This is a genomic window from Ensifer sp. VA4, assembly GCF_055710065.1.
Genome location: NZ_JBVQPO010000003.1, coordinates 54,033 through 67,714, shown reverse-complemented (window position 1 = coordinate 67,714; position 13,682 = coordinate 54,033). Strand labels below are relative to the sequence as shown.

Genomic DNA, 13,682 nt, shown 5'->3' with positions numbered 1-13,682 from the left:
CTGAAAGGAATGCAATAGAAACAACGCGTCACGACGGTAAGCCGCCGCGATCAGAGGGGCATGCCAATGTTGAACAGGGGTATCAAACGCTTCTGGAATGATCATCGAGGCTACGTCATCGCGTTGACGCTTATTGCCATGCCGCTGCTGCTTGGTGTCTCTCTTTTCGTGATTGATGTCGGCCGCAGCGCCAATCTTCATACCGACCTTCAGAATGCAGTCGATGCCATGGCGCTGACAGGAGCGCGCGAGCTCGACGGCCGCGACGATGCGATTACGCGCGCCGAGGCGGCGATCGAAAAGCTTGCCAACACCGCAGCCTTCGGTGACGGCGGCACCGGGATGTCGATGGGGTCGTACATCACCGTCTCCTACGATGCAGGGAACGAAGCAGCCAGTACGGTAACGGTCCAATTCCTAAAGGGCATTCCCGGCGATGGAACTTTCGCGGGGGACGATGACGACCCGATTACTGCGGCGATGATAACCACAGACCCGAACGAGGCCGGCTATGCATGGGTAAGGGCCAAGGACCAGGCGATGCAGACCATCTTCCCGCTGCCTGTTGGCCTCAATCGCGATACCATTAATGTGTCCGCTGACGCGGTGGCAGCCTATAGGGTCAGCGCGTGCGACGTGACGCCGATTTTCATCTGCAACCCTTACGAGCCTGCCGGCAACACCAGTGCGACCGTAAGCGAACAGGCGGCGGAGGAATTGCACGACAGGTTTGCGGCCGGTGACCTCTATGGCGTGCAGATTGAGCTTCACAGTACGTCTTCGTCCAATCCCGGGCCGGGCAATTTCGGTTTTCTCAGGACACCCCTGGGCAATGGTGCAAACGTGTTGGCGGAGGCGCTCGCTACAGGCAATCCGGGCACCTGCTACACCCAGGACAACCTTGATACCGAAACAGGCGCAAAGGCGGGTCCGGTCGAAGACGGTGTCAACACGCGGTTTGGCTTTTACGGGTCGATCGGGAGCCCAACCGATCCGAATTACCGGCCGGCTAGAAACGTTCGTTCTGCGCAAGAGATTTCCGGCAAGGGCGGTGGCAACAAAAGCTGCAGCGCCTATACCCCAGTCATGAGTAGTGACGGAACCCAGGTGGGGGATCCCGCTAAGGCGGTCCCACTGGGTTACGGCGCGGCCATGACCGCGATGGGTGGCGGCAAGATCAGCGGCAGTAACAACTGGGACTACGTAAGCTACTGGAACGTCGCACACCCCGGGATAAGCAGGCCGTCTGTCACGGACGTCCCTTCGAGTTATCCGGGCAACGGCGCCTCCGCGCCCAGCCAACCCTCCGCCTACGACGTCTATCGTCACGAACTTGCCAACCCTTCGCGGATCAGTGACGCCTCGCCCAACGGCGAAGTCGGCACGCCCACGACCGGCAAGGGATGCTATGCCGGCTCATATCCCACGGTGGAGGAGGGCGATCGCCGCGAGATCTTTTCCGCGATCGTCAACTGCGGCTACGAGGCGTCGGTCGGCCATCTGAACGGCCATAAGGCCACGCAGGCGGTTGCCTTCGCGCGCATGTTTCTGACGAAGCCGGCGATCAAGGCAAGCAGCGAGCGCTATCTTTCGCTTGAGATGATCGACATCACCGGCAGGGGGGGCCGAGGTACGCTCGACGAGTTCCTGCGCGAGGAAGCGGAGTTGGTCAGATGATCATCGCGCTGCGAAATCTTGTCCGCGGCCCGTTCCATCACTTCCGGTCGGGGGAGGACGGAGCAGTGCTGACCGAAGCGTTGGTCGCAGTGCCCTTCGTCACCCTGTTTGCCGCCGGCATCCTCGAGTTCGGCAACATTTTCTGGCAGCGGATGCAGATCGATGCTGGCCTGCGAGATGCCGGTCGCTACATGGCGCGTTGCCGGCCGGCAGGTACGGGAAGCTATGACCCCACCTGTACGGAGGAAACGGCGAAGCGGATCGCGTTTTACGGAACGCAGGCTTCAGGCGCCGCCTTGCGTGTTCCCGGCTGGGGCGACAACCTGACCGATATCACTATCGTTCCCGTCGATGCGAATGGCACAATCACGGTGCAGACCTCGCATCTCTATCGGAGTTCGCCAATCTTTTCGTGGCTTGGTATCGATGCGATCACCATCAGTTCCTCTCACGAAGAGAGGTACATCGGATGGTAAGCCTTCGATCACCCGTTTCCTTCTGGCAGGACCAGCGCGGCGTGACGCTCACCGAAGGGTTGATAACGCTGCCGCTCGTCCTTTTGGTGTTCGCGGCCTTCGTCGAGTTTGGCTACGCCATGTCGCAATGGAACCAGACGGTCAAGGCGCTGCAACTTGGCGCCCGACTGGCCGCAGTCTCCGATCCTCTGACCAGTGACTTCGCCGATGTTTTCCCGACCGACGCAGTCAATCCGCTGGACAACGGTGACGCGACCCCGAACGACGCGACGATATCATCCACTTGCGGCCCGAACCTTGCCAATTGCAGCGACACGTTGACCCGGATTGTCATGGGAAGCGATGGCGTCTGCGGGGTGGCGGGAGACCCGAATCCGGGCATCTGCGATCTCAACTGGCGCATCCAGCCGGCAAACCTCGTGGTGACCTATCAGCGTTCGGGGCTCGGTTACTGGGGGCGGCCGAACGGGCCGGTGCTGACCATGCGCCTGGAAGTGCGCGATGTCACGTTCGACCTGCCGCTTCTTGGCGCTCTGCTGGGATTGGATCAGATCGAAGTACCCGCTCATCCGGTGACACTGACGACGGAAGACCTCGAGACATGTTCAAGCTGCTGAGCCCTTCAATATTGCGTGGGGGTGCGAGATGACCGCACATATGAACTTTGCAACGACTACCAAGATCCTCGTTCTTTCCGACGATGCGGCCGCGGCGAGTCTCATGCTCGATACGTTCGGGTCGTTGTCGCGTTACGAAGCGCGCCACATGGCGCTGAGCGCGCTTGGCGAGGCAGGAAGAATAGATCCGACGCAGTTCAACCTGATCGTGCTCGACGTCGACAATGGCGACATGCTCTGCCGCCCGGAGATTTTTGCCTTTCGTGCCAGCCATCGCAACATTCCGATGGTGATCGTTTCCGAGCTTCTGTCGGATGAATTGATGCGGCCGCTGTTTCGGCTGAACGGCGACGACTGGCTGAAGAAGCCGCTCGAGCGCCGTGCTCTGATCGAGATGATCTCGACTCATGCGCCAGGCGTCGGCGGAAATGAGAGCCGCGTTCATGCCGTCGTTGCTGCGGTGGGCGGTGCCGGGGCGAGCGTCATCTCCTCGTCGCTTGCCCATCTGTTGGCGCAGCCAACGAAAGGCGTCACGCCGCGTGTCGGTCTGTTCGATCTGGATTTCTCGTCCGGATCGCTCGGCTACTACCTCAACCTTCTCAACGACTACGATTTGAAGGCCGTCATCGCCAATCCGGCGCGTGTCGATCTCGAATTCATCGATCTCGTGCGCAAGCGCCACGCCGGCGGGTTCACACTGCTGTCGTTCAAGCAGCCATCGGTGCTGTTGGAGGCGAAAGGGACCGAGCTGGTGCTGCGCATGCTGGATGTTGCAGCCTTCGAGAGCGATCATCTGGTGATCGATGTGCCCTACTACGAAACGCCCTGGAAGAGCGATGTGCTGGCCTCGGTCAACAGCGTTTCCATTGTCACCGAAATGACGATCCCGGCGCTTCATCAGGCCAAGGATCTGTTCGTCGACCTCGTGCGGCAGCGCAGCAGTGCCGACTCGATCCAGGTGGTCATCAACAAGTATCATACCAGGCTCTTCAGCCTCGGGGTGCGTCGCGAGCAGGTGGACAAGGTGTTCAAGGACACGCATGCGCAGATCATCCCCTATGACTGGGACACGCTGAGCGAGGCAGTGAACCGCGGCGTTCTTCCCAACGAGGTCAATTCGCGCTCGCCCTTCTGCGGTGCCGTCGGCAAGCTCGGAGCTCTCGTCAGATGAGGGAACTCCTCCACGACAGCAGCGGATCGGTGGATCCAAGCAGCGCCGGCTTCGGTCGCGACCGGTCGACGCGGGCGGTATTGCTCATGAGTGCGCTGGCGCTTGCGGCGGCTGCGACCGGAGCATCGGCAGGCGGGACGGTGCCGCGCAGTCTCGGGCCGAAAACGAGCACGATCGTAACGATCGAGAACAAATATCCTACTGGCACGATCGTGGTCGGCAGTCAGGAGCGGACGCTCGATCTGGTCATTTCAGGCAATCGCGCGATCCGCTATCGGATCGGCGTCGGCCGCGACGGCTTCCGTTGGCGCGGCGTGGTGAAGGTGGGGCGAAAAGCCGAATGGCCCGATTGGCGGCCGCCGGCCGAGATGAAGGCGCGCGCACCGGAACTGCCGGCGCTCGTGCCTCCTGGTCCGTTCAACCCATTGGGCGCCCGCGGCATCTATCTCTACCGGGGGAGCGCCGACACGCTTTATCGCATTCACGGAACGAACGAGCAGTCCACCGTCGGGCAGTTCGCGTCCTCAGGCTGTTTCCGCATGAGCAATGCCGACATCATCGATCTCTACGAGCGGGTGACGGTCGGAGCAACGGTGATCGTCAAATAGTTGAAGAAGGTAGGAAACAATGGCAACCGGGTTCATTGGACGTTTCTACAAGCAGCGGGATGGGGAGCTGAAGGAAGCCGCTGAACCCTCTGAGATGCCGGTTGCCAAAGCTGCCGTCGTGCCCGATCCCGCGGCTGCCGGCGCCGCGGCAAGCGCCAGCCTGGAGGAATCGCTCGGGCTCGACATGGTTGCGGAGCGGGTCAATCTGCACCGGCATCTTCTCGATCGTATCAACCTCGGCATTCTCGACACGATGGACGATGAGGAAATCGCCACCGAGATCAGGCCGCTCGTCAAGGACTACATCCGGCGCAACAATTTCCCGCTTAATGCCAAGGAAATCAACGACCTGATCCGCGATATCACCGACGAGATGCTAGGGCTGGGACCGATCGAGCCGCTGCTTGCCGATGACTCGATCGCCGATATCCTGATCAACGGTTACAACAGCGTTTATGTCGAAAGGCGTGGCAAGCTCGAAAGCACGGCGGTGCGTTTCAAGGACGAAGATCACCTGCTGCGGGTGATCAACAAGATCGTCTCCGCGGTTGGGCGACGTGTCGATGAATCGACGCCGCTGGTCGATGCGCGGTTGAAGGACGGATCACGCGTCAACGTCGCCATCAGGCCGATCTCGGTCGACGGGCCGCTCGTCTCGATCCGCAAGTTCACGCGCAAGCCGCTGACGCTGGAGCGCCTGGTCGAGAATGGCGCCATGGCGAACGCGATGCGCATTCTGTTGAGCGCTGCCGTCAAGGGCCGGGTGTCGATGGTCGTCTCCGGCGGCACCGGCTCGGGCAAGACGACTCTGCTCAACGCCTTGTCGTCACAGATCTCGGCCAAGGAGCGCCTGATCACCATCGAAGACGCGGCCGAACTGCAGCTGCAGCAACCGCATGTCGGACGGCTGGAGACGAGACCGCCGACGCTCGATGGCCGTAACGAAGTGCGTCAGCGTGAGCTCCTCAAGAATGCCCTGCGCATGCGGCCCGATCGCATCATCGTCGGCGAAGTGCGCGGCGAAGAGGCCTTCGACATGCTGCAGGCGATGAACACGGGCCACGAAGGCTCGATGACGACCATTCACGCCAACACACCGCGCGACGCAGTCGGCCGACTGGAGCAGATGGTCGGCATGGCGGGCATGCCCATGTCACAGCTCAGCATCCGCTCGCAGATCGCCTCGGCGATCACCATCATTGTTCAGGTCCAGCGCCTGAGCGACGGCAGCCGCAAAGTGGTGTCGATTTCCGAGATCACCGGCATGGAGGGCGAAGTCGTGCAGATGCAGGAAATCATGCGGTTCAGGCGAACGGCTACCGACGATAACGGCCGCATCCACGGCGAATTTCGGGCGACCGGTCTTCGACCCCGCTTCGTCGAGGAGTTCGCGGAGCTTGGGATCGTGATCCCCGCGGCGATCTTCGATCCGGGGAAACCATTGCAAACGGGGGCGATTGAACCATGACCTTGCTGCTCCTCTACGCTGCGGTCTTCGTCGCTGCACTGGTTTCCGTCGAGGCGCTGATGCGCAGCTACTTCCGGAAGTCCGAGCGGCAACGCGCCGTCAATCATCGGCTAAGCCTGCTCGATGCGAGCGAGGACCGCCTCAAAACCTACCGCGCGATGCTGAAGGAGCGCGGCGCCGACGAAGATTGGCGATCCACGCCGCTGATTCAGCGTGCCCGGCAATTCTATGCTCAGTCTGGTATCAAGTTCGACGCGCGGCGTTTTGCGCTCTACGGAATCGTCGGCGCGGTATTGGTCTGGTTGGCCGCTCAATTCCTCATTCCGAGCATCCTGGTCCGGATTCCCGTCTTCGTGCTCACCTGCCTGCTCGTCCCCATCATCGCCGTCTGGCGCATTCGGGCCAACCGGATTCGCAAGTTTATCCTCAAGCTTCCGGAGGCGCTCGACGTTGCCAATCGCAGCCTTTCTGCAGGACATCCGCTACCGGCCGCAATTTCTCTTGTCGCGCGTGAAATGCCCGATCCGGTCGGAACGGAATTTGGTCTTCTCTCGGATGAGTTGACTTATGGCACCACCTTGGACGATGCCCTCGTCAATCTCAGTCACCGTGTCGGGGCGGAAGACCTGAACCTGCTGGCAATTGCGTTGAGCGTGCAGGCGGGCACGGGGGGGAACCTGGTCGAAATCCTTCAAAATCTCTCGAAGACCCTGCGTGATCGCGCGATGCTGAAAGCCAAGGTCAAAGCGATTTCGTCGGAAGGGCGTATCACCGCGATTTTCATGTCGGTTTATCCGTTTCTTCTCTACGCGATGATCAAAGCGCTTTCGCCGACTTACTTCGACACGGTCTGGGCGAGCGGTCACGGCACGACCATTGTCATCGTGCTCATCTCGGTCATGGCAGTCGGCAATATCATTCTCTACAAGATGGTCAATTTCGAATACTGAGGTCGCCATGGGCGAGTACGGAATCTATATCGTCGTCTTTTTCGCGGTTCTGATTTTTTCCGCCGTTACGTCGGAGCTGATGTTTCGCAGACGCGAGGTTGGTGTCCGGTTGTCGGAGACGACCGCAAAGCCAAGCGCCGACGATCTTCAACTCGGCGATGGTACGCTTGTTGATCTCGGCGAGGCGGAGAACCGACTGATCCGCCGCTACTTCGAAATCACGCGGCGGGATCAGAATGCCAACTCCACCCAGAACCGGCTGATCCGAGCCGGATATTTCGGCGCAAACGCCGTCACCGTGTTTCAGGTCGTGCGCGCGGTTGTTTGCGGCGCGGTCATGGTCGCTGCGGCCTGGTCCCTAGACCGCTTCCTCCCACAGATGTCCAGGCCGGCAATTCTGCTGATCGCGATGATCGCGACCGGCGCCGCCTTCGTGCTGGTGAACATCTACATCGACCGGCGCGGTGACGCCAAGGAGCGGGAATACCGGCGGATGTTCCCCGACTTCATGGACATGTTGATCGTCTGTCTGGACGCAGGCATGAGCCTGGAGGCGGCAGCGAACCGCGTCGCGCGGGAGTTCGTCCAGAAGCGGCAGGATTTTGGTCTGCACCTTTCAATCATGATGCTGGAGGTCCGCGGCGGCCGACGCTTGCGCGAAGCTCTGGCGAATCTCGCGACGCGTTTGCGGATTGACGAGGCGCGCGCGCTCGCCGTGCTCTTCCGCCAATCGGAGGAGCTTGGAACGAGCGTTACCCAGGCGTTGCGTGTCTACAGCAAGGAAATGCGTGACCTCAGGATCGTGCGGGCAGAAGAGAAGGCCAATGCCCTGCCGATCAAGATGCTGTTACCGCTCGGCGCCTTCCTCTTTCCCGTCAGTCTCATCATCGTACTCGTCCCCATCGTCATTCGCGTCATCAACCTTCTCTCCGGGCTCCGCGCCGGTGGATAGGTAGGAGTGAGACTCCATGCAATATTCGCCCATCCAGGATCGTGACGACTTTGCACTCGCGCTCGATCCACGAATGCCGGTGGTGCCGTTGAGCATCGAAGAGACCGGACTGGAACTGTCCTTCCTGTTGCGGCTTGCCGCGAAATGCGCAACCGAGCAGGACACGGTTACCGCTTCGCATCTTTCCGACCGAATGAAGCTTTCGAAGGTGCTGACGAACCTTCTCATCAAGGAATTGGTGAAGCTGTCCTATCTCGAAGCGCGGGGATTGGCAGGGGACGACGTCAAGTCCGACATCCGCTATGCCCTTTCGGCAAAGGGCTTGGAATATGCGCAGGCGGCCCAGCGGCAGTCGGAGTATGTCGGTCCGGCTCCCGTGTCCCTCGACGCCTTCTGCCGCCAGATCGGCGTACAGTCGATCCATCACGAACGTGTCACTTCCGAGCGGCTTGTCCGAAGCCTGGACGGGTTGGTGTTGTCGCCGACATTGGTCGAGAAGCTGGGACCGGCGGTCAATTCGGGCCGTTCCATCCTTTTCTACGGTCCGCCGGGCAACGGCAAGACTAGCATTGCGGAGCGGACCTCCGAGCTTTTCATCCAGACGATCTGGGTGCCCTACGCTATCGAGGTCGGTGGCTACGTCATCAGTTTCTATGACGAGGCGACGCATCAGGCCGTGCGGGAGCCGACGGCCAGACCGCATCCGAAGGCCGATCAGCGGTGGGTGGAATGCCGGCGGCCGGTCATCAAGACCGGTGGCGAACTCACGCTCGAGTTGCTTGACCTGACCCACAACCCGGGATCCAACGTCTACGAAGCGCCGGTGCACCTGAAGGCCTCGGGTGGGGTCTTCATCATCGATGATTTCGGGCGCCAGCAGGACCGGCCGCAAGCGCTCATCAACCGCTGGATCGTGCCGCTCGAACGTGGCTACGACTTTCTGACATTGCATACCGGCAAGAAGTTCAAGGTGCCCTTCGACGAGCTCGTCGTCTTTTCGACCAACATTCCACCCCGGGAGCTTTCCGACGAAGCCGGTCTGCGACGCCTCAAATATAAGATATATGTGAATAACCCATCGCGGGATGAATATGTTCGCATCTTCGAGTCCTATGCCCGCGCGGTCGCGGTAGATTTGGCGCGCGATGATTTGCACGTTTTCTATGAACGGAATTACCGAGGGGATACGCTGGCGTCCTGTTACCATCCTAAATACCTCCTGGATTTTATCTCCTCCTATTGCGAGTTTAACGACCTGCCCAAGGTCGCGTCGCTGGAGATGCTTGAACGGGCTTGGGGAGGGGTGTTCACTTTGGATTGAGGCGGGAGACTGAGTCGCTATCGGCAGGGCGCCGCCTTTTTAAGGAATGTGTGAAATATTCGTGCAGGCCGGCCATCGGCGCAAAGCGCGGACCATCTAAAGCGAGTGCGGTCCAGCGCGACCACGTGGGGTCTAGGGGATAGGTAAGTCAGGGCCGCGGCCCAGATTGCTGACGGAGGAAAACGATGACGCATATTTCGAATGTCGATATCGAAATCGAGCCTGACGCCGAGTTGCGGCGCAGGGAGCACGGTGCGAAGGAGCCAAGCCGTTCGAGAAGCATGCCGATCATCGCGCTGGGCCTGATGTTGCTGCCGCTCAACGCCGGCATCTTGCTTTACACCGCAAAGAATGCCGCGGATGTGCGCGAAAGCCGAGAAACGCTTTCTGCTCTCAAGCGCTCGGTCGACGGCCTGAAGCAGCAGATCAGCAGACAGGCCGTGAACATCGCCAGTGGGGCCAAGGCCGATGATATGGCGGCCGTTCGCAAATCCGTCGAGGAGTTGCAGAAGGATCTCGCCGACCTCGATGGCCGTGTGACCCCGAGCATGTTCGCATCCGGCGGCAGCATGATCATCAGCGCGCCCGGGAAAGAAGTGCCCCAGCGCCTGTCACCGTCATCCTATTCGGTTTCCGCTCCGCAATCCGCTGTTGACGATGTCCTGGCCGCAGCCGATCCCCAGGGCGGCTCCATCGCCAACTTGCCGCGCTACGAGCGAACTGTCTCGGCGGATGGCAAGCTCGTTCTAAGAAAGGTGCGCTAGCTCGCTCCCCTTAATGCGGGGTCTCACTTGTAACTAATTCGGTGAGCCATCGAGAAGTAATGGTTGTCTCGACGCTCGACAACCTTCACACGCAGAAGAATTGCCAGCACGTTCTCAGTAGAATCTCAGTAAGTGCGCTCGCTCCCAGGCGGGCACCGACGGGTCTGAGCAAGTGGCGACAGCCAGTTACCGCTGTGCGTATTTGACGCTGTTCTTCATCAATTCGAGATTCCTCGCCGTCGTCTCATTCGAGGGGTCGATCTCATATGCTTTCAGGAAGTAGGTTCGAGCCCCGGGCAGGTCACCGCGCAGCAGGTGGGAATAGCCGATATTGTTGTAGTAGACGGCTGTGCCGCCGATCATCTTGGACAGCTGCGCATAGGCGCGATCGGAAGTATCAAACCGGCCGATCATGTCGGACGAGGCCGCAAAGCCCAGCCATGCCGCAGGGTCTCGCGGAAAGACCTCGACCGCCCGTTTGTAGATCGCGTAGGACTTTCCGTAGTTCTTCTCCTGGAACTGGAGCTTGCCCGTGGTCACCAGTTCGTCGTCCTTGTAGAAGGCAACCGCCGAATCATCGTTGAGAGTTTTCGCGCTATCGCCGTAGGCGGCAACATCGTCGAGTGCATCCGTTTGGCATCCTGCCAGCAACAGCACTCCTGCGAGCAGCGTAACGCGGCCTATTTGGCTCCGAGACATTTCCATTACATTCCCCCAATTGCGGGCATCCTAACCTCGCCTAGAAATGAGCTCACCGGAAATCTTCCAGAAAAATAACTAATAAAGATAGAATTGAATTTGGGAGTCGCAATAAAGAGACACATGCCGGCCGGCTGGCGGCATCGGCCCCCCGAAAATCCGCCTTGCCGCCAAGATATTCAAGCGGTGGAACTGAGAGACACCGGCGAGGAAGGGCCCGTCGAGCAGCACGATGTTCCGATTCGGTCGGCGAATCGCGTAAGCCTCGATTAAGCATCATCTTATATTGTCGTCTGCAGATGGGGCCGGGGCTGAAGGAATAGATCATGCGCGCCTTAGTTTTGACCGTCATTCGCCTTGGGCCCTGCGGAGCCTACATGGCGGCCGCCGTCTCCCTTCTCAGTGTCGCGCTACTATGCAGCACTCCGTCCAGCCCATTCGCGTGGGCTGTGTACACAGCTATGCTGCCAATGACGCGCATGCTCATACTCACGCTCGTGACCGCTTCCGATATAGTCTTCTGGGGCGCGACCGTGGTGCTGTTTGTCGCCGCCGCGGCTGGCGGTTATCTGGCGGTTCGGCCAGAACGATACCTGCGGCTGCGCTTCATTCATGCGCACGTTGCGCTCATAACCTCGGGATTCGCGCTGCACCAGATCTCACAAAACAGCGCGGGCCTCGCCAGTATTTCGTTTGCTCAACTTCCGCCGGTGGTTTGGTCGCTTGTCGATGGTCCATCTGCGGCGCTCGCCCTATTCGTCCTGATATTGCTGGCATGCGTCAGTACTCATGTGGCGATCATCAAGAGCATTCGCTTCGCTCGTCATTACGCCAAGTGAAGTGGCGAACCATCGAGGATGGTCCTTCTTTAAAGAGAGCTCGCGGGCTTCCCATTCTGCATTGAGGATCTCGCTTGGTCCAATCAAGCAGGCGGTTCTCGGCAAGGGGCCTCGGTGCGTCATCTGATCTGCCGGCCGGAAAATTGTCTATTTTTACAGCTGCTGTAGGTTGATTAAATCTCGCCTGACTTCAGCCGGCATATTTGCGCAAGACCTATTAAGAGCACGCATGGACTCACCATCAATCATCAACGACTTTGCCTCGATCATCCAGACGTCTCTGGCGCCGGTTTTTCTTCTTGCCGGCACGGCCGGATTTGTCAGTGTCTATGCGACTCGCCTCGGCAGGGTCTCGGATCGGGTTAACGAGGTGGGGGAGAAAGACGGGGAGGGTGAAGCACGGCGCATACAACTAGACTACCTGCGCCGGCGAACGCTTGCTCTTGAGATTGCGGTCGCCTTGGGAACGTTGGCCGCGATCTGCACCGGCTGTGCAATCCTGAACCTGCTTGCAGGTGCCCTAGAATTCGGGTTCCGCGAAGAAAATCTGTTCTGGTTCTTCGGCGGTGCGATCGTCTCGCTCATTGGTTCGCTTGTGGCATTCCTGTTTGAAATGCTCATCGCCGGGCGAAACATGCTGCGGCAAATGCGGATGGATCAGTCGAGTCTCGAGTGCGACTGAAGTTCGCAAGATCGTCTAGACATGGAGAGCGCTCTGCGGCGCCTTGGAGGGGCGCCCGTTTTTGAACGTTGCATACCCCAGTCGTATCAGCGCTCGGATTATACGCGCGGCAACCGGTCTACGTGAGGGGCGTCGTTGGAAGGTTCTGAGCCTCTACTACAGCAATCGGCGATTGACTAAATTAGAAACTGCGATTGAATGGTGGTAGGGGAAATCCGTAACGGTTGTGCTCAATGACGATGCTTCTTTCCTCGTTCAGCAGGACTGCCGCTGACTATCGGCTGGCCTATCTAATCCTATTGGCACACACTGCGGCTATGGCGAGCCTGGTTTGGTATCTTGGTGTGGATCCGCACTATCAAACAGCATCGCTCTATGTGGACTGGTCCTTTTCGGCGGTAACGACCATGGCGTCGGTCTACATGCTGTGGACGGTGCTCAAGATGCTCGCAAGAAGAGAAGAGCACCCAATGGCGGCGCTGAAGGCGCACATGGAAAAAGTTCTGCTCGGGAATGACAGGCTGGCACACGCGACGCATTCGACCGCAATCTTTGTCGCGATGATCTTTGTGTTCAGTACCGTCAAGTCGACGATTCCGGCGATCGTTCCATTCTCGTGGGACGAGAGCTTGATCCGGCTGGATCGGGCGTTGTTCGGTGGCGTTGATCCGTATGTCCTGACCAGCAAGGTGTTCGGGAATGCATATGCGCTTGTCGCCTTGAATTTCGTCTATAATCTTTGGATGGTAATTTTTACCATATCGATGATCGTGGTTCCGTGGATCGGTAATCATGAGCTACGGTTGCGGTACATCTTGACGACCCTACTGACCTGGTTCGTAGGCGGTAATATCTTGGCACTCCTGTTATCGTCATCCGGGCCTTGCTTTGTGGAACTTCTTTACGGTGACGACACATACGCGCCTTTGATGGCGCTGCTCAAAAACGTCGATGCGGACACCGGGATGGTGTGGGCGCTGATCGCGCAAGATATTCTTTGGGAGGCCTACACGCGCGATATCGGAGCGATCTCCGGTATATCAGCAATGCCCAGCCTTCACGTCGCGGTTGCTGTGATCATCGCATGTGTGGCCTGGCAGCGAGGTGGCGTGAGTCGCGAGATTGGCTTGGCCTATGCCGTCACGATCTATATAGGCTCGATCCAGCTCGGCTGGCACTATGCAACCGACGGAATCGTTGGGGGTGGCATAGCGCTCCTGTTTTGGAAAGCGTCTGCGTATCTGACGGAGTGGTCTCTGTCTCGACGCCTCGAGCCCGCCGAAGCGGTCTGAGGGGTTTCAGCCTCAAGAGGATCAACCGCGCCTGCCGCGAACGGGACACGGCAATGAAATGCTACCAAAACTAAGACAGCAACGGCGCGCAAGCGATCAAGAGCAGGTTATTCTGGTCGATGCTGCCCAGCTCAATGGATCGTGACGCTCACTAGGGCATTAACAC

General features: G+C 59.3%; 14 protein-coding genes. 13 read left to right on the top strand and 1 reads right to left on the bottom strand.

Annotation, left to right across the window (positions count from 1 at the left end; genetic code table 11):
* Window positions 1-66 precede the first annotated feature (66 nt).
* The 10 genes from AC0C6X_RS05510 to AC0C6X_RS05465 all read left to right on the top strand — a co-directional run bounded on the left by AC0C6X_RS05510 (window position 67) and on the right by AC0C6X_RS05465 (window position 10,004).
* A complete protein-coding gene (locus AC0C6X_RS05510) occupies window positions 67-1,677 on the top strand; it encodes a TadE/TadG family type IV pilus assembly protein (RefSeq protein ID WP_173518461.1) in 1,611 nt (536 codons plus the stop codon).
* The gene (locus AC0C6X_RS05505; protein WP_376741710.1) at window positions 1,677-2,153 is read left to right on the top strand and encodes a TadE/TadG family type IV pilus assembly protein; all 477 of its coding nucleotides are present in this window, start codon (window positions 1,677-1,679) and stop codon (window positions 2,151-2,153) included. The genes AC0C6X_RS05510 and AC0C6X_RS05505 overlap by 1 nt, the downstream gene beginning before the upstream one ends.
* On the top strand, window positions 2,147-2,770 hold the full coding sequence (locus AC0C6X_RS05500) for a TadE/TadG family type IV pilus assembly protein (protein ID WP_173518459.1): 624 nt from the start codon (window positions 2,147-2,149) through the stop codon (window positions 2,768-2,770). The genes AC0C6X_RS05505 and AC0C6X_RS05500 overlap by 7 nt, the downstream gene beginning before the upstream one ends.
* Window positions 2,771-2,798: 28 nt before the next feature.
* Window positions 2,799-3,941 (top strand): pilus assembly protein, encoded by a 1,143-nt coding sequence (locus AC0C6X_RS05495; RefSeq protein ID WP_472952158.1) that lies wholly within the window; start codon window positions 2,799-2,801, stop codon window positions 3,939-3,941.
* 86 nt (window positions 3,942-4,027) lie between these two features.
* Window positions 4,028-4,549, top strand: a complete 522-nt coding sequence (locus AC0C6X_RS05490) for a L,D-transpeptidase (protein ID WP_472952327.1) — start codon at window positions 4,028-4,030, stop codon at window positions 4,547-4,549.
* 19 nt (window positions 4,550-4,568) lie between these two features.
* A complete protein-coding gene (locus AC0C6X_RS05485) occupies window positions 4,569-6,017 on the top strand; it encodes a CpaF family protein (protein WP_472952156.1) in 1,449 nt (482 codons plus the stop codon).
* The gene (locus AC0C6X_RS05480) at window positions 6,014-6,967 is read left to right on the top strand and encodes a type II secretion system F family protein (protein ID WP_472952155.1); all 954 of its coding nucleotides are present in this window, start codon (window positions 6,014-6,016) and stop codon (window positions 6,965-6,967) included. The genes AC0C6X_RS05485 and AC0C6X_RS05480 overlap by 4 nt, the downstream gene beginning before the upstream one ends.
* A 7-nt stretch (window positions 6,968-6,974) precedes the next feature.
* Complete coding sequence (locus AC0C6X_RS05475) at window positions 6,975-7,919, top strand: type II secretion system F family protein (RefSeq protein WP_173518454.1); 945 nt, start codon at window positions 6,975-6,977, stop codon at window positions 7,917-7,919.
* 16 nt (window positions 7,920-7,935) lie between these two features.
* Window positions 7,936-9,240, top strand: a complete 1,305-nt coding sequence (locus tag AC0C6X_RS05470; protein ID WP_472952154.1) for an ATP-binding protein — start codon at window positions 7,936-7,938, stop codon at window positions 9,238-9,240.
* A 281-nt stretch (window positions 9,241-9,521) separates the two neighbouring features.
* Window positions 9,522-10,004 (top strand): hypothetical protein, encoded by a 483-nt coding sequence (locus AC0C6X_RS05465; RefSeq protein WP_472952152.1) that lies wholly within the window; start codon window positions 9,522-9,524, stop codon window positions 10,002-10,004.
* A gap of 186 nt (window positions 10,005-10,190) precedes the next feature.
* On the opposite strand, the gene AC0C6X_RS05460 is transcribed toward AC0C6X_RS05465, so the two are convergent.
* On the bottom strand, window positions 10,191-10,703 hold the full coding sequence (locus AC0C6X_RS05460; RefSeq protein ID WP_246304480.1) for a tetratricopeptide repeat protein: 513 nt from the start codon (window positions 10,701-10,703) through the stop codon (window positions 10,191-10,193).
* Between the two features lie 326 nt (window positions 10,704-11,029).
* Here AC0C6X_RS05460 and AC0C6X_RS05455 point away from each other — a divergent pair, with 326 nt between their 5' ends.
* From AC0C6X_RS05455 to AC0C6X_RS05445, 3 genes are all read left to right on the top strand, one after another.
* On the top strand, window positions 11,030-11,542 hold the full coding sequence (locus tag AC0C6X_RS05455; protein WP_472952150.1) for a hypothetical protein: 513 nt from the start codon (window positions 11,030-11,032) through the stop codon (window positions 11,540-11,542).
* 229 nt (window positions 11,543-11,771) lie between these two features.
* Window positions 11,772-12,224: a DUF2721 domain-containing protein gene (locus AC0C6X_RS05450; protein ID WP_472952149.1), complete on the top strand. Its 453-nt coding sequence runs from the start codon at window positions 11,772-11,774 to the stop codon at window positions 12,222-12,224.
* A gap of 233 nt (window positions 12,225-12,457) precedes the next feature.
* Window positions 12,458-13,516: a phosphatase PAP2 family protein gene (locus AC0C6X_RS05445; RefSeq protein ID WP_472952147.1), complete on the top strand. Its 1,059-nt coding sequence runs from the start codon at window positions 12,458-12,460 to the stop codon at window positions 13,514-13,516.
* Window positions 13,517-13,682 lie beyond the last annotated feature (166 nt).

Coding starts and splice junctions, on each gene's coding strand:
- AC0C6X_RS05510 (WP_173518461.1), top strand. CDS start 67: ATGTTGAACAGGGGTATCAAACGCTTCTGGAATGATCATCGAGGCTAC.
- AC0C6X_RS05500 (WP_173518459.1), top strand. CDS start 2,147: ATGGTAAGCCTTCGATCACCCGTTTCCTTCTGGCAGGACCAGCGCGGC.
- AC0C6X_RS05495 (WP_472952158.1), top strand. CDS start 2,799: ATGACCGCACATATGAACTTTGCAACGACTACCAAGATCCTCGTTCTT.
- AC0C6X_RS05490 (WP_472952327.1), top strand. CDS start 4,028: ATGAGTGCGCTGGCGCTTGCGGCGGCTGCGACCGGAGCATCGGCAGGC.
- AC0C6X_RS05485 (WP_472952156.1), top strand. CDS start 4,569: ATGGCAACCGGGTTCATTGGACGTTTCTACAAGCAGCGGGATGGGGAG.
- AC0C6X_RS05480 (WP_472952155.1), top strand. CDS start 6,014: ATGACCTTGCTGCTCCTCTACGCTGCGGTCTTCGTCGCTGCACTGGTT.
- AC0C6X_RS05475 (WP_173518454.1), top strand. CDS start 6,975: ATGGGCGAGTACGGAATCTATATCGTCGTCTTTTTCGCGGTTCTGATT.
- AC0C6X_RS05470 (WP_472952154.1), top strand. CDS start 7,936: ATGCAATATTCGCCCATCCAGGATCGTGACGACTTTGCACTCGCGCTC.
- AC0C6X_RS05465 (WP_472952152.1), top strand. CDS start 9,522: ATGCCGATCATCGCGCTGGGCCTGATGTTGCTGCCGCTCAACGCCGGC.
- AC0C6X_RS05460 (WP_246304480.1), bottom strand. CDS start 10,703: ATGTCTCGGAGCCAAATAGGCCGCGTTACGCTGCTCGCAGGAGTGCTG.
- AC0C6X_RS05455 (WP_472952150.1), top strand. CDS start 11,030: ATGCGCGCCTTAGTTTTGACCGTCATTCGCCTTGGGCCCTGCGGAGCC.
- AC0C6X_RS05450 (WP_472952149.1), top strand. CDS start 11,772: ATGGACTCACCATCAATCATCAACGACTTTGCCTCGATCATCCAGACG.
- AC0C6X_RS05445 (WP_472952147.1), top strand. CDS start 12,458: ATGACGATGCTTCTTTCCTCGTTCAGCAGGACTGCCGCTGACTATCGG.